This window comes from Campylobacter sputorum, from assembly GCF_002220775.1.
Classification (GTDB): domain Bacteria; phylum Campylobacterota; class Campylobacteria; order Campylobacterales; family Campylobacteraceae; genus Campylobacter_F; species Campylobacter_F bovis.
Map to the genome: position 1 here is coordinate 1,530,071 of NZ_CP019685.1, position 23,056 is coordinate 1,553,126.

Genomic DNA, 23,056 nt, shown 5'->3' on the forward strand with positions numbered 1-23,056 from the left:
AAATTTAACTCTTGCAGATTAAATTATTTAATGAATTAAAATAAAAAATAACTTTAAAATTGTAGATGTTTCCACTCTAAAACCTCGCCTTTTTTTATGTCTTTGCTTAGTTTAAGTCCTATAACTTTATGCTTATCAAATGGAGATATACCATAACCTGGACGAAGCATATCAATATCTTCTTCTTTGATTATCTCCCCTGCTTTTAAATCTTTTTTTGTGTGCAAAGATCTAGTTGCCCAGTGTTTTTCAGATATTTCATTTTGAGGTAAAATCTTTCTTTGATTTCCAAAAGCAACTTCTAAATTTCTAACCTCATTTACTATATTTTTCATATCCGCTGGATCCATACTAAACCAATGATCTGGTCCTTTTAAATTTTTATCTATCGTAAAATGTTTTTCTATGATTTTTGCACCAAAACAAATAGCTCCAAGCGTTGCAGTTATGCCAAGAGAGTGATCTGAAAAGCCTATGACATGCTCAGGATACATCTGTTTTAAAGTTTTTATGACATTTAGATTCATATCTTTCATTTTTGATGGATAATTCGCCACGCAATGAAGCAAACATAGATCTTGTGTGCCATTTTCTTCAAGCAAATTTATTGCCATATCCATTTCAGCAAGTGTGCATTTGCCGGTTGAAAGAAAAACGGGCTTTTTAAGCTTAGCTACAAATTCAAGCATATCTACATAATTTACATCAGAAGATGCGATTTTATAAATCGGGTTATTTAGTTTTTCTAAAAACTCAACACCCTCTAAGCTAAAAGGCGTAGAAAAGCAGATAAGATCTTTTTTAGCCGCATAATCATAAATTTCTTTATGAAATTCTCTCTTAAATGTTACCATATCAAACATCTCTTTTAGTGTTTGCGTAGTGTGCTCATTTTTGCCGTATTTGTAAGTGTATTGCATATCTTTATTTGAAAGAAGCTCTTCGGTTGTGTAGGTCTGAAATTTAACAGCATCAACCCCACACTCATAAGCCGCATCAATGCTTTCTTTTGCCAAAGATATATCGCCGTTGTGGTTTGCACCAATTTCAGCTACAATGAAAGCTGGGGCATCGTTTGATATCACTTTACCATTTATATTTATCAAATTTTATCCTTTGTTATAATACTTTCTATATTTTTTAACGCACTGCCATCTATAAGTTTATAAGCATAAGCACATTTTTCATTTACATCGGCAATTTTTAAATTTATTAAATTATCATAAGCACTATTTATATCAAAAAGATCATTTATCATACCAAGTTTGGCGAAATTTTCCACACAATACGCAAGATAGCTCCACCTAACTCCACAAACAGGCACACCAAGCATCATCGCCTCATATGTGCTCATTCCACCAAGAGTTACTAAAATATCATTTTGTAAAAGCAAATTTATAAGATTTTTTGGGCTATTAACATAAGTAATATTTGGTTTTTTGATTTTTGCTATCGCTTCTTTTCTATTTTCACTCATCGCTGGGCCTAAAACTATGGTGTAATTATACTTATCATCGTTTATAACATTTGCAAAATATTCACTAAAATTTGCAGGGTCAGCTCCTCCAAAACTAATTAAAACATTTTTTATACTTTGCAAATTTGTATTTTTTTTACGATATTTTAGTAAATCTTGCGAGATTATATAATACTCAAAACCACGATAAATTTCATAATTTCCTTTTTTAATCTCATAATCAAATCCATCCATCACAACAAGTATATCAGGCTCAAAACCAAACTCAATGCTATTGAAATGAATAATCTTTTTTACACCACATTCTAAGCGTAAAATATCGCTTAATTTTTTATTTGCATCTAGTAAATCACATATATAAATTTGCGGTTTTATGCCTTTTATAATTTTTAATGAGTTGTCTAAATTTTTACTTCTAAGGCTATTTTTATGCTTATATCTTGTAAAAAGCTCCTCGCTACATTCAAAAATAGCTGTAACTTCGTGCTTATCGCAAAGAAATTTAAGCAACTCAAAACATCTCGAAAGATTGCCTATGCCTATATTTTCGTTACCTCTTGCATGAATTACTATCATTTTAAACCTTTGTTTGGATATTATATAAAAAAAATCCAAATATAAATTTTTATTTATAAAATACAGGTTTTTTTATTTCTAAGTAATATCAAAGCCTTAAAAAGCAATAATTTCAAAAAATACTTCAAATTTAAAGGCTATTAAATGACTATAGATGAGATAAAAACCCCAGCTTATGTGTGCGAAGAGGAAAAACTGATATCAAATTTACAAATTCTAAATGAAATCTCACAAAAAAGTGGAGCAAAAGTGCTTTGTGCATTGAAAGGTTTTGCTTTTTCTCTAGCAATGCCATATATTGATAAATACCTAAATGGCGTTACTTGTAGTGGATTACACGAAGCAAAATATGCTAAAGAATTTATAAAAAATGGCGAAATTCACACCTATTCTCCAGCCTTTAAAGATGAGGATATAGATGAGATACTAAATATCTCAAATCATATAGTTTTTAATAGCTTCAATCAAGTGCTTAAATTTAAAACAAAAGCCTTGAAAAACTCAGTTCATACCGCAATAAGGCTAAATCCAGAAACTTCATTTTCACCAACTGATAGTTATAATCCTTGCTCAAGATTTAGCCGCCTTGGTATGACAAAAGCAAATTTGCTTTTAGCCATGCAAAAAGACGCCACATTTTTAGATGATATAGAAGGATTTCATTTTCACGCACTCTGTGAAGAAAGTAGCGAGAGCTTAGAAATAGTTTTGAATGAATTTGAAGGAAAATTTGGAGAATTTATAAAAAAGGTTAAATTTGTAAATTTTGGTGGCGGACATCATATCACAAAAAATGGCTACAACACAGAACTTTTAATAAATTTAATAACCAAATTTAGACAAAAATACGGTGTTGAGGTTTATTTAGAACCAGGGGAAGCAGTTGGATGGCAAACAGGATACTTAGTAAGTTCAATCCTTGATATAGTAGAAAATGAAACAAATATAGCTATCCTTGATACTTCAGCTGAAGCTCATATGCCAGATACTATTATCATGCCATATCGTCCAGATGTTAGAAATGAGAGTAAAAATGGTAAATTTATATATAGATTTGGTGGAAACACTTGTCTTGCAGGTGATATCATCGGACAAGATGCAGGAAATTCTGAATATAAATTTGATTTACCTTTAAAAATAGGCGATAAAATAATTTTCGAAGACCAAATTCATTATACAATAGTAAAAAATACTACATTTAACGGAATAAAACTTCCTGATTTGCATTTAGTAGATAAAAATGGAGATGTTATATCTTCTAAATTTTTTGGATATGAAGAGTATAAAAACAGAAACTAGCAAATTTTTAATATTAAAAGAGTATTTATTATTAAATTTTGCTTATATATTGCTTATAAATTTATAAATTCAGGATATGATTTATAAATTTAATCTTTAATTATTATTTTTAAATTTTAAATTTAATCCATTTTTTATATTTTTCATATTTGCTGATAAACTGACACATTGGTGCTTTTATAAATATTCTAAAATAGCATATTTAAGCTAATTTTAATAATAAAAACTAGAAATTTTAAATCACATCTAATTAAACAAATTTGTAGTAAATTCCATACGATGAATTAAATTTATAAGGGTAAATAAAAAGTGGAAAACTTAAATTTGGCTAGAGGGTTATATTATTCGCTATTTTCAAAACTATTTATTTTTACTACAAAAAATGATAGATTTGATGGCGTAAAAGAAAAACTTCTTCTCATTTGCCAAAATCCGCTCGATGATGAGAGTTTGTACGCTGCTAATAGATTATTAATGAGCTTTGATGGCAATCTTGAAAAAATAATATCTGAGTATGATAACATTTTCCATACCCCACCAAAACCACTTAGAACCACTATCAGTTATTTTGATGAAGGTAGAGAGATAGGCGAAGCTTGTGTGAAAATCAAAAAGATAACAGCACAAACAGATATAAGAAAAGATAAGGATAAATTTAAAGAAAGTGAAGATAGTTTTGGTTTTATTTTCACACTAATGGGATATATGATATCTCAAAATATACAAAATGGCGATAAATTTGAACATCTTTGCGAAGAACTTTTTGTAAATTACATAAATCCTTTTATAGATGAGTTTATAAACTCTATATTAACTCATCCAAAAGCATCTATATACAAAGATATCGCGATTATAATGGCTAATTTTGTTGAGTTTGAAAGAGCTTATTTTGTCCAAAGCAAACCTGATACGCAAAAACATAAACAAGTTAGCAATGACCTTTCAAGATCTGAAATGATAAGAAGAGAAGTTAATAAAGCTAGAAAAAATAAGGAGAAAGAAAATGAAAGAAAAAAGGCGTGATTTTTTAAAAAACGCAGCCATGGTAGCTAGTGGTATTACAGTTGCAAGCGTTCCAGCTTTAGCCGTTAAACTTGAAGATATTAAAAAAGATAGCGGTAAAAAAACCGAAGTTTTATATCAAAAAAACCCTACTTGGGAATTTTATTATAAACAAGCACATTAAGAAAGGATAAAAATATGTCAATAAGTCATAATAAGATAGGTCGTAGATCTTTTCTTAAAATGGCAGCACTTTCTAGTAGCGTAGGACTTGGCACATTAAGTCTAGCCGATGTTACAAGAAAAGCCACACAAGAAGAGATGAAAAACCCGTTTCCAAACTCAAAACTTGTTAAGTCAGTATGCACAGCATGTTCTGTTGGATGCGGTGTTATAGCAGAAGTTCAAGATGGTGTTTGGGTAAGACAAGAAGTAGCTCAAGATCACCCAATCAGTGCTGGAGGGCATTGTTGCAAAGGATCTGACATGGTTGATATGGTTAGATCATCTGTTAGATTAAAATACCCTATGGAAAAAGTTAATGGAGAATGGAAAAGAATAAGCTACGAAGAAGCTTTTGATAAAATAGGAGCAAAGCTAAAAGCTCTAAGAGAAGAAAATCCAGAACAAGCTATGTTTTTAGGCTCTGCAAAAACTAGTAATGAGCAAGCGTATTATATACGAAAATTTGCAGCATTTTATGGAACAAATAATATAGATCATCAAGCTAGAATTTGACATAGTGCAACAGTCGCCGGTGTGGCGAATACTTGGGGTTATGGCGCTATGACAAATCACCTTGGAGATATACAAAAAAGTAAAGCTATAATTATATTTGGAGCAAATCCTGCTGTAAATCATCCTGTTGGTTTTAGACACTTTTTACTTGCTAAACAAAAAGGTGCAAAACTAATAGTTGTAGATCCTAGATTTACACATACTGCTGCTAAGGCTGATTATTTTGCACAAATTAGACCAGGAACCGATATAGCATTTATATATGGTATGCTTAACATTATTTTCAAAAATGGATGGGAAGATAAAGAGTATATAGAAAAAAGAACTTATGGAATGGAAGCAATTATAGAAGAAGCTAAAAAATGGACTCCTGAAGTTGTTGAAGATGTAACTAGTGTAAAAAAAGAAATTTTAGAAGAAATTGCTAAAGTTTATGCACAAAATAGACCTGGAACACTCATTTGGGCTATGGGCTTAACTCAGCACACAATAGGCACATCAAACACAAGAATGGCTCCAATCTTGCAATTAGTTCTTGGAAATGTTGGTGTTGAAGGCGGAGGAACAAATATATTAAGAGGGCACGATAATGTTCAAGGTGCTTCTGATATGGGATGTTTGAGTGAAAATTTACCAGGGTATTATGATCTTAACGAAACTTCATGGAAATGGTTTAGCAACCAATGGGGTGTAAGTCATGAATGGATGAAAAGTAGATTCATAAATGAAGATATGATGTATAAAAAAGGCTTTACACTTGCTAGATGGTGGGCTGGGGTTTTAAATGGTAAAGACGGAAACGATCCTATAGATAATGCTGGAACAAGCTTAAAAGCATTGGTTGTGCTAGGAAATGGTATAACTTCAACTGCACAACAAGCTAAAGTAAAAGAAGGTCTTGATAATCTTGATTTGTTAGTACTAGCAGACCCATTTGTAAACGAAGCTGGTATAATAACGGATAAAAAAGATAATATTTTCTTGCTTCCAACAGCAACACAGTTTGAAACATCAGGATCAGTTGTTGCAACAAATAGAAGTGGCCAATGGAGATATCAAGTAGTTGAACCATTATATGAATGCAAACCCGATCAAGAAATTTTATTTGAACTTGCAAAAAGAATTGGCTTTTACGACGAATATACAAAAACTATAAGAGATGATAATGGTAATATAAACTGGCCAGAAGCTGCTACAAGAGAGATAGCAAACACTCTTAAAAGTATCGGTTACACAGGATGGACTCCAGAAAGACTTAAAAAACACACAGATAACTGGGATAAATTTGACCAAATTACACTAAAAGGAAGTGGTGAATTTGAAAACGAATATTATGGTCTACCTTGGCCATGTTGGAGCGAAAAACATCCAGGAAGTCCAAATTTATATAATATAAATTTACCTGTAAGTAAGGGCGGTATGGGATTTAGAGCAAGATTTGGACATATAAGAGATGGTAAAAATTTACTTGCAGAAGAAGGGTCTGCACCAGTTGATTCTAGTATAAATGGGGGATATCCACAAATTACTAAAGAAAACATAGAAAAAGTTTTAGGAATTACTCTAAGCGAAGAAGAAAAAGCTAAGATGGGTAATAGCTGGTCAACAGATGCTAGTAATATAATTGCTCAAAAATGCCTTGAAAAAGAGATAGCACCTTATGGCAATGCTAAAGCTAGAGCTATAGCTTGGAATTTTGTTGATCAAATTCCACTTCATAGAGAACCTCTCCATTCACCAAGACAAGATTTAGTAGAGAAGTATCCAACTTTTGAAGATCAAGAAAATCAATACAGAGTATTTACTAGATTTAAATCCATTCAATCAGCTAAAAATTATAGTAAGGAATTTCCTATAAATTTAATCACAGCTAGGCTTGTAAATCTAAATGGTGCAGGTATGGAAAATAGGGCTAGTATGTATTTAACTAGATTAACCCCAGAGATGTTTTGTGATATAAATCCAGCTCTTGCAGCAAAATATGATATAAAAGATGGCTCTATGATGAAAATTCATAGCCCAGAAGGTACTTGGATAAAAGTAAAAGCAAGATTTACACACGCTGTAAATGAAAAAAGTATATTCTTGCCTTTCCACTTTACTGGAATTATGCAAGGTGTTGATATGACTAAGAATTTTCCAGCAGGAACAGCGCCTTATGCAAGCGGAGAGAGTGCAAATACCGTTACAAACTATGGATATGATATATCATGTCAAATTCCAGAAACAAAAGGCGGTTTATGCCGCATAGAAAAAGCTTAAGGAGCAAAACATGTCAGCTATAAGAATGAAATTTTTATGTGATTTAGATAGATGTATAGACTGCAATGGTTGCTCTGTTGCTTGCGATGATGCACATGAGTTGCCACTTGGAATTAGAAGAAGAAGAGTTATAACTTTAAACGAAGGAATTCCAGGTAAAGAGGTATCAAGCACCATTGCTTGTATGCACTGCTCTGATGCACCTTGTGCACAAGTTTGTCCTGTTGATTGTTTTTATATAAGAGAAGATGCTATAGTTTTACACGATAAAGACATATGCATTGGATGTGGATACTGCTTATATGCGTGTCCGTTTGGTGCGCCACAATTTCCAAAAAGTGGAATTTTTGGTGCAAAAGGTGCAATGGATAAATGTACAATGTGTGCCGGTGGTCCAAAACCAACAAACTCAGAAGAAGAAAGACATATGTATGGTCAAAATAGAATTTCTGAAGGAAAAGTTCCTGTTTGTGCCGCAATGTGCTCTACAAAAGCTCTACTTGTCGGCAATAGCGAAGAAGTAGACGCTATATATAGAGCAAGAGTAGCAGAGAGAAAAAGTCAAAATGGAGAACTAGGAACTCCTAAAGAAAATATTTTTTAAACAAACTGTGCTATAATAGTTTAAAACTATTTATAGTACAAGTTTATGATATTAAAATTTAAAGGAATTCTATGAAAAAATTACTTTTTTTATTTAGTTTTTCGTGTTTTGCATTTGGAAATGAGTTTTTAGAAAAGCTTCAACACGATAGTCCAGTTTGGGCTGAAGGTCGTATACAAAACATTGATAGCTATTACAATGGATTTGCGTCTTTTTTTGTTAATTGGCAAAGCAATGGTTATTTTGCTTGGCTTGCTGCTGGTGCAATAATAGCTGTTATTTTAGCTTTTGTGGGGCATTATGCAATAGTTGGTCCAAAAATATTTTCTCATCATCATGGCAAAATATATGCTTTTAATAGCATAGAAAGATTAATTCATCTTCTTGCTGCTGTTGCTTGGGTTATTTTAGTTCCAACAGGACTTATAATAATGTTTGGAGATGAATTTGGTGGAGGATTTTTTGTAAGATTGTGTAAAAATTTACACGGGTTAGCTACGATAATTTTTACAATCTCACTTATACCAATGTTTTTATTTTGGTTTGTAAGAATGCTACCTGCAACTTATGATATCAAATGGATGTTTATGGTTGGTGGATATCTTTCAAAAAACAAGCAGCCAATACCAGCTGGCAAATTTAATGCTGGTCAAAAAGCTTGGTTTTGGGTCGCTACTGTTGGTGGTTTTTTCATGATATTAACAGGTGCAAGTATGTTTTATCTTGATTATAATATCTCTTCATTAAGAGAAATTATGGGAATGAGTCAAATAGAAATTTTAAGATTATCTGCTATTATTCATAATATTTTAGGAGCTGCTTGTGCCGTATTTTTATTAGTTCATATCTATATGGCTGTTTTTGCTATAAAAGGCTCAATACACTCTATCATAACAGGATACAAAGAAGAAGAAGAAGTTTATATACTTCATCACTATTGGTATCAAGAGTTAGTAAGAAAAGGACAAATTCAAAAATCAACTTTTGAAAACCAATATAAAAATCTAGCGTAAGGAGAAAGTTTAATGGAGCCACTTTTTAGCACACAGATTACTAAATATAAAGAGAGTGAAAGTTTTATTTGTAATGATACTTTAGTTAGAGAAATAAAACTAGAAATTTTAGTAAATGATAAAAAAGTAGGCTCTGTTATGGCAACTCCAGTTGATCAAAAAGCATTAGCTATTGGATATCTTATGAGCGAAGATATCATATCTAATATTAAAGACATAAAAGAAATTAACGAACTTGAAGATGGTATGAAAATATCAATAAAAGCAAATATAAATGAAGATAGTTTAAAAAGGTTAAATGCCGAAGGTGTTGTTATAAGTGGATGTGGTAGAAGCAATACTGCAAACATTGATCCAGATGCTATAAATGCCAAAATTATTCAAAATGATATCAAATTTAATAAACACTTAGTGCTTGATCAAATGAGTAAATTTTACACACAATGTGAACTTTATGAAAAAACAGGATGTGTTCATACTGCAAAACTTTTTGTAGATGAAAACACCTTCTTCATAGGAGAAGATATAGCTCAACACAACACTATAGATAAAGCCATAGGAAAAGCTAGACTTGCTGGTGTTGATTTAACAAAAACATTTCTTATGGTAAGCGGAAGGCTAAGCTCAGAAATGGTTGCTAAAGCAGTAATGCATCAAATTCCACTTCTCGTTTCACGAACCGCTCCAACTTGTCTTGGGGTTATGATAGCAAGGAAATTTAATCTAACATTATGCGGCTTTGCAAGAGGCGAAAATATCAATGTTTATAGTGCTGAAGAGAGAATTTATGCGTGAAGATATAGCTGAGCTTATAAAAACTTCTTTAAATGATAGCGGTAGATTAAATTGCGCAACTGCTTTTAAAATAGCAACAAAAACAAAAATTGAACCAAAAGATGTTTCTAGCGTAGCAAATGAACTAAACATAAGGATAGATAACTGCGATTTAGGTCAGTTTGGAAAACTTGAAATGCAAAATGGCAGCGCAGAAGTGCTAGAAAAATTAAAGCCTTTTTTAGATGATAAAAATAGAATTTTTTGCAAAGATGCTAGAGCCTGTGCTAGTGGGATTAGTCTTAAAAAAGTTCGCTCTGCTCTAAAAGACTTTAAGATAGATGTAAAATATTGTGAGCTTGGTTGTTTCAAAGAAAAAAAGGGTAAATCTATGAAAATAAAAACAAAAATTTGGATTGAAAATTCTAAAGGTGAACTGCTTTTTGGCAAAGGAAAGACTGAAGTTTTAGATGTTATAGAACAAACTGGAAGTATAAAAAAAGCATCTGAAATTTTAGGCATGAATTATAAAAAATGTTGGAATCACCTTAAAATTTTAGAAACAAATTTCAAAGATGAACTTTTTGAAACAAAACAAGGTGGTGGCGATGACGCTGGAACTAAACTAAAACCAAAAGCATTTGAGCTTATACAGAATTATAGAAAATTACAACAAGATATAGAAGAGTTTGCAAACAAAAGATTTAAAGAACTTTTCTTGAAAAAAGACTGATATTGTAGCCAAAAAGCTACAATATTAATGACATGTTTTTGCTATATCATATCCATAACTTCTAATTTTTTCAACCTCAGTTGCAGGCGTATTTCCTTTTGCTATGAGATAATCTCCCAATACAACTGCATTTATACCACACTCAAAAAGTTCTTTTTGATTATCGCCAAATACAGTTTCTCTGCCTCCTGCTATCATTAAACGAGCATTTGGAAGATATTGTTTAGCAAGCTTTACACACTCTAAAGCCTCCTCTCTACTCATTGTTGGCTGATTAATCTTAAGACCTTTTGCATTTATAAAAAAATTTATAGGCACAGTGTGAGGCTTAATACTTGCGACTTGTTTTAAAAACTCATGTCTTTGTTCTTTACTCTCACCCAGCCCAAAAATACCGCCGCTACAAATTCCAAGACCTACGCTAGCTACATTTTCATTTGTCTCATATCTCTCTTCCCAAGTGTGTGTTGTGCAAATTTTACTAAAATGACTTTTTGCGGTCTCAAGATTATGATTATAACTTGCCACGCCATTTTGCTTAAGATAAGAAAGAGATTGCCTGTCAGCTCTTCCACAGCAAGCTATGATATGCAAAGATGGGATTTCTTTACTTATAATACTAGCAAGAGAGGCTATGTATTCGCATTTATTGCTATCAAGTCCTCTTCCTGAGGTAACTAAACAAAATCCAAGAGCACCATATGATTTAAGAAATTTTGCTTCTTTTAAAACCTCATCTTTATCTTTAAATTTATATGTTTTTATATCCAAATCATTGTGAGCACTTTGCATACAATATCCACAATCCTCGCTACAATTTCCACTACTTACATTAGAAATTGAACATAAAAATATATCTTTCATTTATTAAACCTTTTTATATCTATTTTTTATTTCGTATAATACTTAAATAATCTAAATTTAAAAAACAAAAATATTCTTGATTTTATATTAAATTTATAATCTAATATTATTTTTTTAGTTATAATACAAAAAATTTACTTACGAAAAGAGGTAATGTAGCATGAAAACTAAATTTTTTCTTGTTAGTTCGGTTTTAGTTGCTTTATTAAGTTCATCAGCAATAGCTTGCACCACAATTTTAGTTGGTGAAAAAGCCTCAAAAGATGGTTCACTTCTGGTAGCAAGAAGTGCTGATAGCAAAGCCATAAAAGCACAAGTATTTTTAATACATCCAAAAAAAGTTGGGCAAACAGGAGTTCATAGTTCAAAAGCCCATGATGGTGCTAATGATTTTAAATATCCACTTCCAGAAAATTCCATGCGTTATACAACTATAGCGAATTCTCACACAAAACTTCATGGTGCAGTTGGATATAATGAAGCAGGAGTTGGCATAAGTGGAACTGAAACCATTTACGCAAAAGATGAACTACTAAAAATAGATCCATATAACGAAGAAACAGGTATCACAGAAGATGATATACCTGATGTTTTACTTCCTAGAATGAAAAGTGCAAAAGAAGGTGTTTTGCTTCTTGGGGATATAGTTGAAAAAATAGGTGCTGGAGAGGGATTTGGAGTTATTTTTATAGATGAAAACGAAACTTGGTATTTTGAAACAGGAACAGGCCATCACTGGATAGCAAACAAACTTCCAAAAGATAAATATTTTGCCTCAGGAAATCAAGGTAGATTACAGATTTACAAACCAAATAATTCAAATTTTCTAGCCTCAAAAGGCTTGGTTGAATTTGCTATCAAAAACGGCACATATAATCCTAAAAAAGATGGCGAATTTAACTTTACAAAAGCTTATACAAGAGATGACGATAGAGATTTAACATATAATTATCCAAGAGTTTGGTGGATTCAAAAGATGTTTAATCCATCTTTAAATCAAGATATAACAAAAGGTGCAAATTTCCCTGTATTTTTAGAGCCTGATAAAAAGCTAAGTGTGCAGGATTTAAAAGATGCCATGCGTTCACATTACGATGGCACAAAATACGATCCTTATGTAAATCAAAATACACAAGATGACATTTATAGAACTATAAGTGTATTTAGAACATACGAATCGCATATTATGCAAGTTAGGCCTTGGCTTCCTATGGAAATCGGCAGAGTTACTTATGTAGCACTTGGCATGGCTGATTTGAGCGTTTATTTGCCATATTATTATGGATTAGATGGATTTATAGACGGATACGATAAAGGTTCATATGAAGCAGACAATGAATCTATTTACTGGGTGTATAGAAAACTTCAAACTTTAGTTATGATGGATTACAACAAATACGCACCAATAGTAAAAGATGCTTATAAAAACTTTGAAGCTTCACTAGAAGCAAGACAAGCTAAAATGGAAAAAGAATATGTTGAAATTTATAAAAAAGATAAAGCAAAAGCAAATGAGCTTTTAAACAGCTTTAGCAAACAAGTTATGATGGATGCAAAACTTTTGACAATTGATCTTACGAACAAAATTTTTACTATGCTTACCAATGATACAGATATTAAGTGGAAACAACTAAATAAAAATAAAAAAGATTAAAAAATATCAAAATTTAGCCCAAAATTTGGGCTAAATTTGCTTATTTCATTTCAAAAATAGTTTGTTTATTACTACACAATCATCTTTGCAAATATTTTAGATTTTAAATATCAAATGTGTCATCCTAATTTTAATTAAATTACAACGCCTTTATATATTTGAGAAACTTATGCTTTTAATTATCAATATATATGACACGAAATTTAAATGCTATTTTCATAGACTTTATTTAGTAAATTTATAAAATAAACTTTATTCATCAAACGAAAAAGAGTGGAATTTTTTAGAAACTGCCAATAATATAAAAAATGTTTATGAAAAATATAGATTAAAGGATTAAAAAATGCCTGATGATTTCTCTACAAAATATAAATTAGCGATGAAGAATTTAATAATTTTAATACTATTAAATGATAAAATTTCAAATAAAACCAGTATTAACACAAATCACCCTAATCCTTTAATATCACTTTAGAAAGAATTAATCCAGCCTCACAAAGCGAAAAAGGTAATTTATTTAAAGAAAATAGCAACAAAACAAAAGAGAGTATAAAAACCAAGCAAACAATTAAAAGATGAAACAGGTATTGTATTAGAAAAGCTTATAAATTGTTAAAAATTAGAAGCTAAATACAAAGACCATGCATTAAAAGGAAATTTAGTATGGAATAAGAGATTGTCATATAAAGCCGGATTTGGTTTTGCTTTACTGTATTTAAAAAGAAGAGTTGATATTAACTGCACTTCGTATAAATTCTCATAGTGAATTAGATTTGTAATTATTTAATAATCTATTCTACCTTATTATACTTTAAAATAAAGTATTTTCTTTTTACTGGTAAATTTTAAATAAAATTACTTAATATCAAATAACTTTTTAAGAGCTTTTTCATAAAAATTTCATATTGCATTTTGTAATTAAAAGTTTACCATCGATCTATAAAACTAAATAAAAAAATTAAGTTTTATAGCTTTTATCTTAAATTTATGTTAATATCATTTGACAAAAAAGGTATTAACTATGAAAACCATATTTTATTTACTATGTAAATTTTTATACAACATAAAAATTTATGGAAAATTTGAAACCAAAAAACCAACTATAATAATCTCAAACCATCAATCTCTTTTAGATGGTGCTTTGCTTTGGGCTATTTTGCCAAATAAACCACTTTTTCTCATAAATACAACTATGGCAAATAAAAAAATCGTTAAATTTTTTATACATTTTTGTGATTATATCACTATAGATCAACTAAATCCGATGTCTTTAAAAAGCGTCATACAAACTATAAATACCACATCAAGACCGATTGTTATTTTTCCAGAAGGTAGAGTAACAAATACCGGCGGACTTATGAAAATATACGAAGGAGTAGTATTTATAGCCCAAAAAACTGACGCCACAATTTTGCCAATCATAATAAACGGAAGCAAATTTACACATTTTTCAAGGATGTCAAAAACATTTCCAAAACGAATTTTTACACAAATTAACATAACATATTTCGAGCCATTTAAAATCAAATTTGATGAAACAAAGACAAATAAGCAAAAAAGATATGAAGGGGCGCAATTTTTACAAACAAAAATGCAAAATTTGATTTTCAAATCACGCACAAAAAGAGATATTTTCGAAGAATTTTTATATGCTAAAAAAATTTATGGTTGCAAATTTAAAATAGCTGAGGATATAAAAGGTGTGTATTCATACAAAGATATTTTAACAATGAGCCTTATTTTAGGTAAAGTATGCGTAAAACTAACTAAAAATGAAAAACGAATTGGCATAATTATGCCAAATATGATAGTCACTTTAGGACTCATTTTCGGACTTATTTCAAAAGGAAAAACACCTACAATGATAAATTTCACATCAGGTGTTTCAAATATGCAAAATGCTATAAATGCTGCAAATTTAAAATTTATAATAACATCAAAAAATTTTTTAAAAACTACAAAACTAGAAGAAAAAATAAACAGCTTAACAAACATAAAAATACTTTATATAGAAGATTTTAAAGAGCATATAAATATTTTTGATAAAATTTGGCTTATATTTTTTGAGAGAAATTTTATACATCTAACATACAAAAAGCAAGATCCAAATAACGAAGCTGCCGTGCTTTTTACATCAGGAAGTGAAGGAAAACCAAAAGGAGTTAGCCTTAGTCACAATGCATTTTTGGCAAATATTTATCAAATAAATTCGGTCATAAGTATCACAAATGAGGATAAAATGCTAAATTCCTTACCACTTTTTCACTCATTTGGATTAAATGCCGGAGGGTTTTTGCCTATATTAAGCGGAACTAAGCTGTTTTTATATATTTCACCACTTCATTATAAAATAATTCCAGAAATTTCATATGATTCAAACGCAACTATACTCATAGCTACAAACACATTTTTAGGAAATTATGCTAAAAAAGCCCATGTATACGACTTTCATAAATTAAAATTTGTGATATGTGGAGCAGAAAAACTCTCTAAAAATGTCAAAGAACTATGGTTAGAAAAATTTGGCATACGAATTTTAGAAGGTTATGGCACGACAGAAACCGCACCTATAATATCCGTAAATACACCACTTGCTTACAAAATTGATTCGGTAGGCAAGGTTTTACCAGGGATTGAAATCAAACTTGAAGATATAGAGGGAATTAAATATGGCGGTATTTTGTATGTAAAATGCGAAAACATTATGAGTGGATATTTAAAAGATACAAATCCTGGCATACTTGAAAAACAAAATGAGTGGTATAAAACTGGAGATATCGTAAAAATAGACGAAGATGGATTTTTGCATATCGTAGGAAGAGTTAAATGCTTTGCAAAAATAGCTGGAGAAATGATTGGACTTGAAGAAATCGAAAAATTAGCAACAAAAATATCGCCAAATTTTATACATGCTGTAATTAGTATAAAAGATGAAAAAAAGGGTGAATCTTTGATACTATTTACAACAGATGAAAAACTAAGTAGAAATGAAATATTAAATACAACAAAACAAAATGGCTTAAGCGAACTTTATATACCAAAAAAAGTTATTTATATCAAAGAAATTCCACTCTTAAGCACTGGAAAAACTGATTATGTTGCTTTAAGCAATATATATTTTGATTAAAATGAGCATTTTATTCACAGATAAAATAATATTTGTTTAAAAAAAATTTATATTTTTATACTACTTTTAAAAATATCGGAATTATTTTATTTGTAATTAAATAAAATTATCAAATAAATTTATAACAAAATTTTAATACTATTTAAAAAATTAATGTAAGATAAAAAAACTTCACATAAAAAGCTTTAAATAAGGAGAATATATGAATTTTAAATTTAAAAGAAAATACAATCCACCAGTTTTTTATACTTCTGTTATAATCATAGCCTTGATTATAGCAATAACAACTATTTTCCCAAAATTTACACTTGAAAAATTAAAACTTGCACAAGAGTATTTAACTGTAAATTTTGGCTGGTTTTATGTTTTAAGCATGACTATTATATTTTTTGTTGTTGTATTTTTAGGAATTTCAAGATTTGGTAAAATAAAATTAGGACCTGATCATTCAAAGCCAGATTATGCAAACGGTTCATGGTTTGCAATGCTTTTTGCTGCAGGAATGGGTATAGGTTTAATGTTTTTTGGCGTAGGAGAACCTTTAATGCACTATCTTGCACCGCCAAGTGGAGATCCAAGAACCATTGAAGCAGCAAAAAAAGCCATGAATATAACATTTTTTCACTGGGGATTAAACGCTTGGGCGGTATATGGTATAGTTGCAATTATACTTGCATTTTTTGCATATAGACACAATCTTCCTTTAACTCTTAGATCGGCTTTTTATCCAATAATTGGCAATAAAATATATGGAAAATTTGGAGATGCTATAGATGTATTTGCAGTTATTGCAACACTTTTTGGTGTTACAACATCTCTTGGATATGGCGTTTTACAAGTAAATTCGGGCTTTAACTATCTTTTTGGTATGCCAATAAGTAATGTTTCTCAAGTCTTGTTAATCTTTGCAATAACTATAGGAGTTACACTTTCAGCAACAAGCGGTGTAGATAAAGGCATAAAATTACTTAGTAATACAAATATGGTTTTGGCTGTTTTATTTGCTATTTTCATATTAATCTTAGGCGAAACTAGCACGCTTTTAAAATCTCTAATAGAAAATACTGGCACATATATCTCATCTTTTATAGGAGATACATTTAATCTTTATGCATATGAAAAACAAAACGATAGCTGGATTGGTGGCTGGACTATACTTTACTGGACTTGGTGGATTTCTTGGTCGCCATTTGTTGGACTTTTTATAGCAAGAATTTCAAGAGGTAGAACAATAAGAGAATTTGTTATTGGGGTTTTATTTGTTCCTGCTGGCTTTACGCTTATTTGGATGACTGTTTTTGGAAATAGTGCTATAAATTTGGTAAATGGTGGTTTTGAACAACTTGCCATTATGGTAAATAAAGATATATCACTAGCATTATTTATATTCTTAGAACAATTTCCGCTAACTTTAATTTTGGCATTTATTGCAGTTTTTATGATAATTTTATTTTTCATTACTTCTGCTGATTCAGCTGCTATGGTTATAGATATGCTATGTTCAAAAGGTGAAGATAAAACCCCAAAATGGCAAAAAGTATTTTGGTGTGCATTAACCGGAATTCTAGCTGCTGCTTTACTTTATACAGGTGGGCTTGATGCTCTTCAAACAATGACTATTGTTTCAGCACTTCCACTAACTTTAGCTATGCTTGGGTCCATTTATGGACTTTTAAAAGCTTTAAGAATAGATTCTGAGAAAAAATATACTCAAAGCGTTGCAAATTTGCCAACAACCATAGGAAGCACAAAAAGTTGGCAAGAAAGACTTCAAGCTATCATTGATACCCCTGATAAAAATGAAGCAAAAGATTTTTTAATAGACATAATACAGCCAGCTTTTAGTGAAATTTCTGAAATTTTTAATAAAAACTCTCTTAATCCAAAAATACATAAAGATGTTAATAAATCAAAAATAGCTTTAGAAATAGATTTAGGCGATGAACAAAATTTTATTTATGGCGTAAAGCTTATAGAAACAAATTCACCTGATTATGCTATGAGTGATAGTTACTATAGAGCTGAAGTGTTTTTAAAAGAAGGCGGACAAGATTATGACATTATAGGATGGAGTAAAGCATCAGTAATAAATGATATTATAGAACAATACAGGCGACATATGCATTTTTTACATAAAACAAGATAAATATTTATGATAAATTTGCCTTATTGTGTGATAATTTGTCAAATTATTTTTAAAATTAAGGATAAAAATGAAACTAAAAATTATAGCTTTTATTATCATGGCTTCACAAATTTTTGCTTTTGCGAATAATTACATAAATCAAAAAAATATCGTTGTTTATGGGCAAGGAGAGTTAAAAGTAGAGCCAGATATGGCTATTATCGATTTTATAATCTCTTCAAAAGGTGATACATCTCAAGAAGCAAAAACACAAAATAACAAACTTTCAGATAAAGTAAAAAAAATAATCTATAAAAGCAATATCCAAAAACAAAATGTAAAAATAAAAAACAATGTAATTATGCCACAAAATATATATGATGATAATGGAAAAATAGAAAAAACATTTTATATGGCGTCTCAAAATGTTGAAATTACACTTACAGACATATCCAAAGAAAGCGAATTTTTAGACACATTAACAAATATAGGCATAAAAGATATTACTACAAAATATCAAAAATCAGACATTGAGCAACAAGTTGATTTAGCTATGAAAGAGGCGATAAACTATGCTATATCAAAAGCCAAAAATATGACTAGCAGTGCTAATGTTACGCTTGGAGATATACTAGAAATCGAAGAAATTCAAGTAAGTCCAGTTTATAGGTCTTATAGAATTTCAACTGTTGCACAATCGCAGCAAAATTTAAATGGAAATGATGGAGTTATAGATATAAACGCCAAAGTTAGAATTAAATTTGCTATAAAATAGTTTAATCAAAATAGTAGCTAAATTTCGCTAAAATTAACCCTTAAAAGTAAATTTTAGGAATTTTATGAAAAATATAAGAAATTTTAGCATCATAGCACATATTGACCATGGTAAAAGCACACTCGCAGATAGAATTATAAGCGAGTGCGGAGCTGTTAGCGATAGGCAGATGAGCGCTCAACTCATGGATACAATGGATATAGAAAAAGAACGTGGAATAACCATAAAAGCACAATCAGTTCGTCTTACATATAAATATAACAATGAAGAATATATTTTAAATTTAATAGACACTCCAGGGCATGTAGATTTTAGCTACGAAGTTTCAAGATCTCTAGCAAGTTGTGAGGGTGCTTTGCTTATAGTTGATGCAAGTCAAGGTGTGCAAGCCCAAACTATCGCAAATGTTTATATTGCACTTGAAAATAACCTTGAAATCATACCGGTTTTAAACAAAATCGATCTTCCAGCAGCAGATCCACAAAAAGTCAAAAATGAAATAGAACATATCATAGGACTTGATTGTGAGGGTGCAATTGAAGTTAGTGCAAAAACAGGAATTGGTATAAAAGAGTTGATACAGACAATAATTGAAAAAATTCCACCTCCAAAAACAGATGATGAAGCACCACTAAAAGCTTTAATTTATGATAGCTGGTTTGATAGCTATTTAGGAGCTTTGGCGCTAGTTAGAATTTATGATGGTGTTATTAAAAAAGGTGATATAGTTTATGTTATGGGAACTAGTAAAAAACATGAAGTTTTAGACCTTATGTTTCCTCATCCGCTCTTGCCAATAAAAACAAAAGAAATTACAAGCGGGGAAGTTGGTATAGTAGTTTTAGGACTGAAAAATGTAAGTGATGTAAGCGTTGGCGATACGATAACTTTGGCTACAAATAAGGCTGCTAAACCAATAAGCGGTTTTCAAAAGGCAAAACCTTTTGTTTTTGCAGGAATTTATCCGATAGATACGGACAAATTTGAAGATCTTCGCGATGCATTAGACAAACTAAAACTAAATGATAGTTCCATTAGCTACGAACCTGAAACATCAATAGCACTTGGTTTTGGCTTTCGTGTAGGATTTTTAGGACTTCTTCATATGGAAGTTATAAAAGAAAGACTAGAAAGAGAATTTAAGCTAGATCTTATCGCAACTGCACCAACAGTAACTTATGAAATTTATAAAACAGATGGAAGTCTTGTAAAGATGGAAAATCCAAGCGATATGCCGCCAGTTAATGAGATAGAGACCATAAAAGAACCATATGTAAAATCTACTATCATAACTCCAAGTGAGTTTTTAGGAAATATTATCACACTTTTAAATACACGCCGTGGAATACAAACTAAAATGGACTATATCACGCCAAGTCGCGTTTTGCTTGAGTATGAAATACCAACAAATGAAATTATAATGGATTTTTATGATAAATTAAAATCTTGCACTAAAGGTTATGCAAGTTTTGATTACGAACCGATTGATTATAGAGCTGGAAATTTGGTAAAACTTGATATAAAAGTTGCAGGAGAAACGGTGGACGCACTTTCCATAATAGTTCCAAACGAAAAAGCTTTAAGCAAAGGAAGAGACTTTGTAAAAGCTATGAAAGAAATAGTTCCAAGACAGCTTTTTGAGGTAGCCATACAAGCAAGTATTGGAAATAAAATCATAGCAAGAGAAACAGTTAAATCAATGGGTAAAAATGTAACTGCAAAGTGCTATGGTGGCGATATTACGCGTAAAAGAAAGCTTCTTGAAAAGCAAAAAGAAGGTAAAAAAAGAATGAAAGCCATAGGAAAAGTCACACTTCCTCAAGAAGCATTTTTGAGTGTGCTTAAGATTGATTAATAACTTTACGATTTAGACTAATCCGTGCGAGTTATTAATATAAAAGAGGAAAAAGTCATACATAAACATAAAAGTCACTAAAGAAAAGAGGGAACAAAAAGAGCTTTTGATAAAAGGTGTTACAAATTTAGTAAGTGAAATTTTAGATAGAAACAAAGCTTCGACTGTAGTTATAATAGATGAGATAAATAATGATAACTATGGGCTTGGTGGCAAAATATAAGTGAGGTTAGAAAAGTTTAATTTTAATACTTTTATAGCATATTTTAAAAATATATGCTAAAATCTCACTTAATTATAAAAGGATTAAAAATGAAAAATGCTCTTATGCTGTTTTTTATGATATTTTTCACAGCTTGTTCTAGCACAATGCAACCAAATGGCACTGGTTATAACATAAATGGAACATATGATGAAAAAAAAATAGACTCAAATTCTTTTAAAAACTTCAAAGAAGTTATGAGAATTAACCCAAAATGTGAACCTTGCGACAATGGAAGTGGCAGTAGTATAACGATAAACGGCGTAGATTATAGTAGTGATATCTCACTTAGTTGTTGCAAGAATGTAAGAAAAATAGACACGGGATTAGCTTTAAAAAAAGTATATATTCACAGAGTTAATGACTTAAGAGAAGATCAAAAGATAGTTCGCATTCAAGGTAAAGATAAACAATTTCAAGATATGCATATGAACAAAAGAGCTGATTATATGTTTTATCTTTTGCTAAAACAAGAACTTAAAGAGCGTGGTATAATCGTGCTAGAAGAAAGATCTAGTCCTTATGTGATGAAACTTGATTTTGACTTTTTAGGCTTACAAAGCTATTATTCGCCATCGTCTGCACATTTAGCATCAAATCTTTATGGATTTTTAATGTTAAAAGATATTAATAAAACAAAAAGATACAAAATTTCAACAACTCAAGATGTAAGAAAATTTCAAACAAATGATCCAGATGATTTTGGTGTTTATTTAGATTTGTTAATCAGACAAGCAGCAAATAAAGTTGCCGAAGAAATTTCTAAATTTTAAAGGATGGTTATGAAAAAAGTTTTTTCTTTTATTTTACTTTTGTTGTTTTTTATTGGTTGTTCTCAAAAAGGAACAGTTATAATGCTCCAGCCTTATACAAACTCTGGAAATCAAAGCAAAATCAACAAAGAAATATTTATATCTAAGATAAATGATTTAAGAAAAAACAAAGGCGTCATAGCCACTATACTAGACTCGCAAGGCTCTACAAAAGAGTATGTTATGCTTCAAAATAATCTAGCTAGTTGGATAGACTCATCTCTACGCTCAGAACTTGCAAGTAGAGGTGCAAATATATCTCCAAATGGCACAAGAGTTGAAGTTGATATACTTAGCTTAAACGCGACTTTACAAGGTTACGCAAAAGACAATCTAAAAGCCGAAGCTAAATTTGAAGCGAGAATTTATAAAGATGATGGCACAATAATAACAAAACATGTTTCGCAATCTCAAAGCAAATTTGCACCAATCCATACAGGTGGTGCGTTTGATCCGTTTATTTGGGAGCTTTTAAGAGATCTTGTGACAAAAACTGCAAATCAAATTTTAGTTCAATGAGATGTCTAAACTGCGAAAGATTTAGCTTTTCGTATTTTTGCAATGATTGCAAAAGAATCCTTAGCGAATGCACTCTACACAAAAGAATTGTTAACTCAAATTTAGATGTGTATTCGTTTTATTTTTATAGTGAAATAAAAAAACTCATCCATTCAAAACATAAATTCTATGGCTCCTTTATATATTCTAGGTTAGCTAAATTTAGTTTTTATAAATTTGGTATAAATTTCTCATATCCATATAAAGTAAACGCTATAGCCTTAGATGATAGCGTAAATGGAGACTATTCACAAGTTGCAATTTTGCTAAAAGCATTAAAAAGCAAAAATATCAAACCAATTTATGGTGCTTTAAAAGCAACATCTGAAGTAAAGTACAGCGGAAAAAGCTTGGCTTATAGACAAACTCACAAAAGAAAATATATTTTAAAAAAAGATATAACTAGTCCAGTAATCTTAGTGGATGACATCATAACCACTGGTGAAAGTATGAAGCAAGCAAGAGAAGTTCTTTCAAAAAATGGCGTAGAAGTACTTTTTGGCTTAACACTTGCAAATGTTGAGTTTTAAAAATTTATTTGATATA

The 23,056-nt window shown here is 30.5% G+C and carries 20 protein-coding genes and 1 pseudogene; 18 read left to right on the top strand and 3 right to left on the bottom strand.

The annotated features are described in order from the left end of the window. Window positions 1-53: 53 nt before the first annotated feature. Window positions 54-1,106, bottom strand: a complete 1,053-nt coding sequence (locus CSPB_RS07685; RefSeq protein ID WP_089193787.1) for an N-acetylneuraminate synthase family protein — start codon at window positions 1,104-1,106, stop codon at window positions 54-56. After that, window positions 1,103-2,053, bottom strand: a complete 951-nt coding sequence (locus tag CSPB_RS07690) for a hypothetical protein (RefSeq protein ID WP_089193788.1) — start codon at window positions 2,051-2,053, stop codon at window positions 1,103-1,105. Before CSPB_RS07690 ends, CSPB_RS07685 begins: the two co-directional genes overlap by 4 nt. A gap of 144 nt (window positions 2,054-2,197) precedes the next feature. Between CSPB_RS07690 and nspC the strand changes: the two genes are divergently transcribed. The 9 genes and pseudogenes from nspC to CSPB_RS07735 all read left to right on the top strand — a co-directional run bounded on the left by nspC (window position 2,198) and on the right by CSPB_RS07735 (window position 10,478). Beyond that, the gene (nspC, locus tag CSPB_RS07695; protein ID WP_089193789.1) at window positions 2,198-3,352 is read left to right on the top strand and encodes a carboxynorspermidine decarboxylase; all 1,155 of its coding nucleotides are present in this window, start codon (window positions 2,198-2,200) and stop codon (window positions 3,350-3,352) included. A 309-nt stretch (window positions 3,353-3,661) separates the two neighbouring features. After that, window positions 3,662-4,375, top strand: a complete 714-nt coding sequence (locus CSPB_RS07700; RefSeq protein ID WP_089193790.1) for a TorD/DmsD family molecular chaperone — start codon at window positions 3,662-3,664, stop codon at window positions 4,373-4,375. Further along, on the top strand, window positions 4,356-4,538 hold the full coding sequence (locus tag CSPB_RS07705) for a twin-arginine translocation signal domain-containing protein (RefSeq protein WP_089193791.1): 183 nt from the start codon (window positions 4,356-4,358) through the stop codon (window positions 4,536-4,538). The genes CSPB_RS07700 and CSPB_RS07705 overlap by 20 nt, the downstream gene beginning before the upstream one ends. Window positions 4,539-4,675: 137 nt before the next feature. Next, window positions 4,676-4,843 (top strand): annotated as a pseudogene (locus CSPB_RS08985) (hypothetical protein); the annotation flags it as partial. A gap of 6 nt (window positions 4,844-4,849) precedes the next feature. Next, the gene (locus CSPB_RS07715) at window positions 4,850-7,354 is read left to right on the top strand and encodes a molybdopterin-dependent oxidoreductase (RefSeq protein WP_324248622.1); all 2,505 of its coding nucleotides are present in this window, start codon (window positions 4,850-4,852) and stop codon (window positions 7,352-7,354) included. Window positions 7,355-7,364: 10 nt separating this feature from the next. Beyond that, window positions 7,365-7,958 (top strand): formate dehydrogenase FDH3 subunit beta, encoded by a 594-nt coding sequence (gene fdh3B, locus CSPB_RS07720; RefSeq protein WP_089193794.1) that lies wholly within the window; start codon window positions 7,365-7,367, stop codon window positions 7,956-7,958. A 71-nt stretch (window positions 7,959-8,029) separates the two neighbouring features. Then, on the top strand, window positions 8,030-8,971 hold the full coding sequence (locus tag CSPB_RS07725) for a formate dehydrogenase subunit gamma (protein ID WP_089193795.1): 942 nt from the start codon (window positions 8,030-8,032) through the stop codon (window positions 8,969-8,971). A 12-nt stretch (window positions 8,972-8,983) separates the two neighbouring features. Beyond that, window positions 8,984-9,766: a formate dehydrogenase accessory sulfurtransferase FdhD gene (gene fdhD / locus CSPB_RS07730; protein WP_089193796.1), complete on the top strand. Its 783-nt coding sequence runs from the start codon at window positions 8,984-8,986 to the stop codon at window positions 9,764-9,766. After that, window positions 9,759-10,478 carry a winged helix-turn-helix domain-containing protein gene (locus CSPB_RS07735; RefSeq protein ID WP_089193797.1) on the top strand — a complete coding sequence of 240 codons (720 nt, stop codon included), beginning with the start codon at window positions 9,759-9,761 and terminating at the stop codon, window positions 10,476-10,478. The genes fdhD and CSPB_RS07735 overlap by 8 nt, the downstream gene beginning before the upstream one ends. Before the next feature lie 24 nt (window positions 10,479-10,502). Here the strand turns inward: CSPB_RS07735 and CSPB_RS07740 are convergent, their stop codons facing one another. Then, window positions 10,503-11,342, bottom strand: coding sequence for a biotin synthase (locus CSPB_RS07740; protein ID WP_089193798.1), 840 nt, complete (start codon window positions 11,340-11,342; stop codon window positions 10,503-10,505). Between the two features lie 160 nt (window positions 11,343-11,502). Here CSPB_RS07740 and CSPB_RS07745 point away from each other — a divergent pair, with 160 nt between their 5' ends. From CSPB_RS07745 to CSPB_RS07785, 9 genes are all read left to right on the top strand, one after another. After that, window positions 11,503-12,996 carry a C69 family dipeptidase gene (locus tag CSPB_RS07745; protein ID WP_089193799.1) on the top strand — a complete coding sequence of 498 codons (1,494 nt, stop codon included), beginning with the start codon at window positions 11,503-11,505 and terminating at the stop codon, window positions 12,994-12,996. Window positions 12,997-14,017: 1,021 nt separating this feature from the next. Next, window positions 14,018-16,123, top strand: a complete 2,106-nt coding sequence (locus tag CSPB_RS07750; protein WP_089193800.1) for an AMP-binding protein — start codon at window positions 14,018-14,020, stop codon at window positions 16,121-16,123. 202 nt (window positions 16,124-16,325) lie between these two features. Next, window positions 16,326-18,269 (top strand): BCCT family transporter, encoded by a 1,944-nt coding sequence (locus CSPB_RS07755; RefSeq protein WP_089193801.1) that lies wholly within the window; start codon window positions 16,326-16,328, stop codon window positions 18,267-18,269. A gap of 67 nt (window positions 18,270-18,336) precedes the next feature. Further along, window positions 18,337-19,023, top strand: a complete 687-nt coding sequence (locus CSPB_RS07760; RefSeq protein WP_089193802.1) for an SIMPL domain-containing protein — start codon at window positions 18,337-18,339, stop codon at window positions 19,021-19,023. 64 nt (window positions 19,024-19,087) lie between these two features. Beyond that, window positions 19,088-20,878: a translation elongation factor 4 gene (gene lepA, locus CSPB_RS07765; RefSeq protein WP_089193803.1), complete on the top strand. Its 1,791-nt coding sequence runs from the start codon at window positions 19,088-19,090 to the stop codon at window positions 20,876-20,878. Between the two features lie 61 nt (window positions 20,879-20,939). Next, a complete protein-coding gene (locus CSPB_RS07770) occupies window positions 20,940-21,101 on the top strand; it encodes a 2-hydroxymuconate tautomerase family protein (protein ID WP_089193804.1) in 162 nt (53 codons plus the stop codon). 89 nt (window positions 21,102-21,190) lie between these two features. Continuing rightward, complete coding sequence (locus CSPB_RS07775; protein ID WP_089193805.1) at window positions 21,191-21,913, top strand: hypothetical protein; 723 nt, start codon at window positions 21,191-21,193, stop codon at window positions 21,911-21,913. Window positions 21,914-21,922: 9 nt separating this feature from the next. Continuing rightward, window positions 21,923-22,471: a YajG family lipoprotein gene (locus CSPB_RS07780; protein WP_193625295.1), complete on the top strand. Its 549-nt coding sequence runs from the start codon at window positions 21,923-21,925 to the stop codon at window positions 22,469-22,471. Then, window positions 22,468-23,040: a ComF family protein gene (locus CSPB_RS07785; protein ID WP_089193807.1), complete on the top strand. Its 573-nt coding sequence runs from the start codon at window positions 22,468-22,470 to the stop codon at window positions 23,038-23,040. The genes CSPB_RS07780 and CSPB_RS07785 overlap by 4 nt, the downstream gene beginning before the upstream one ends. The last annotated feature ends 16 nt before the right edge of the window (window positions 23,041-23,056 follow it).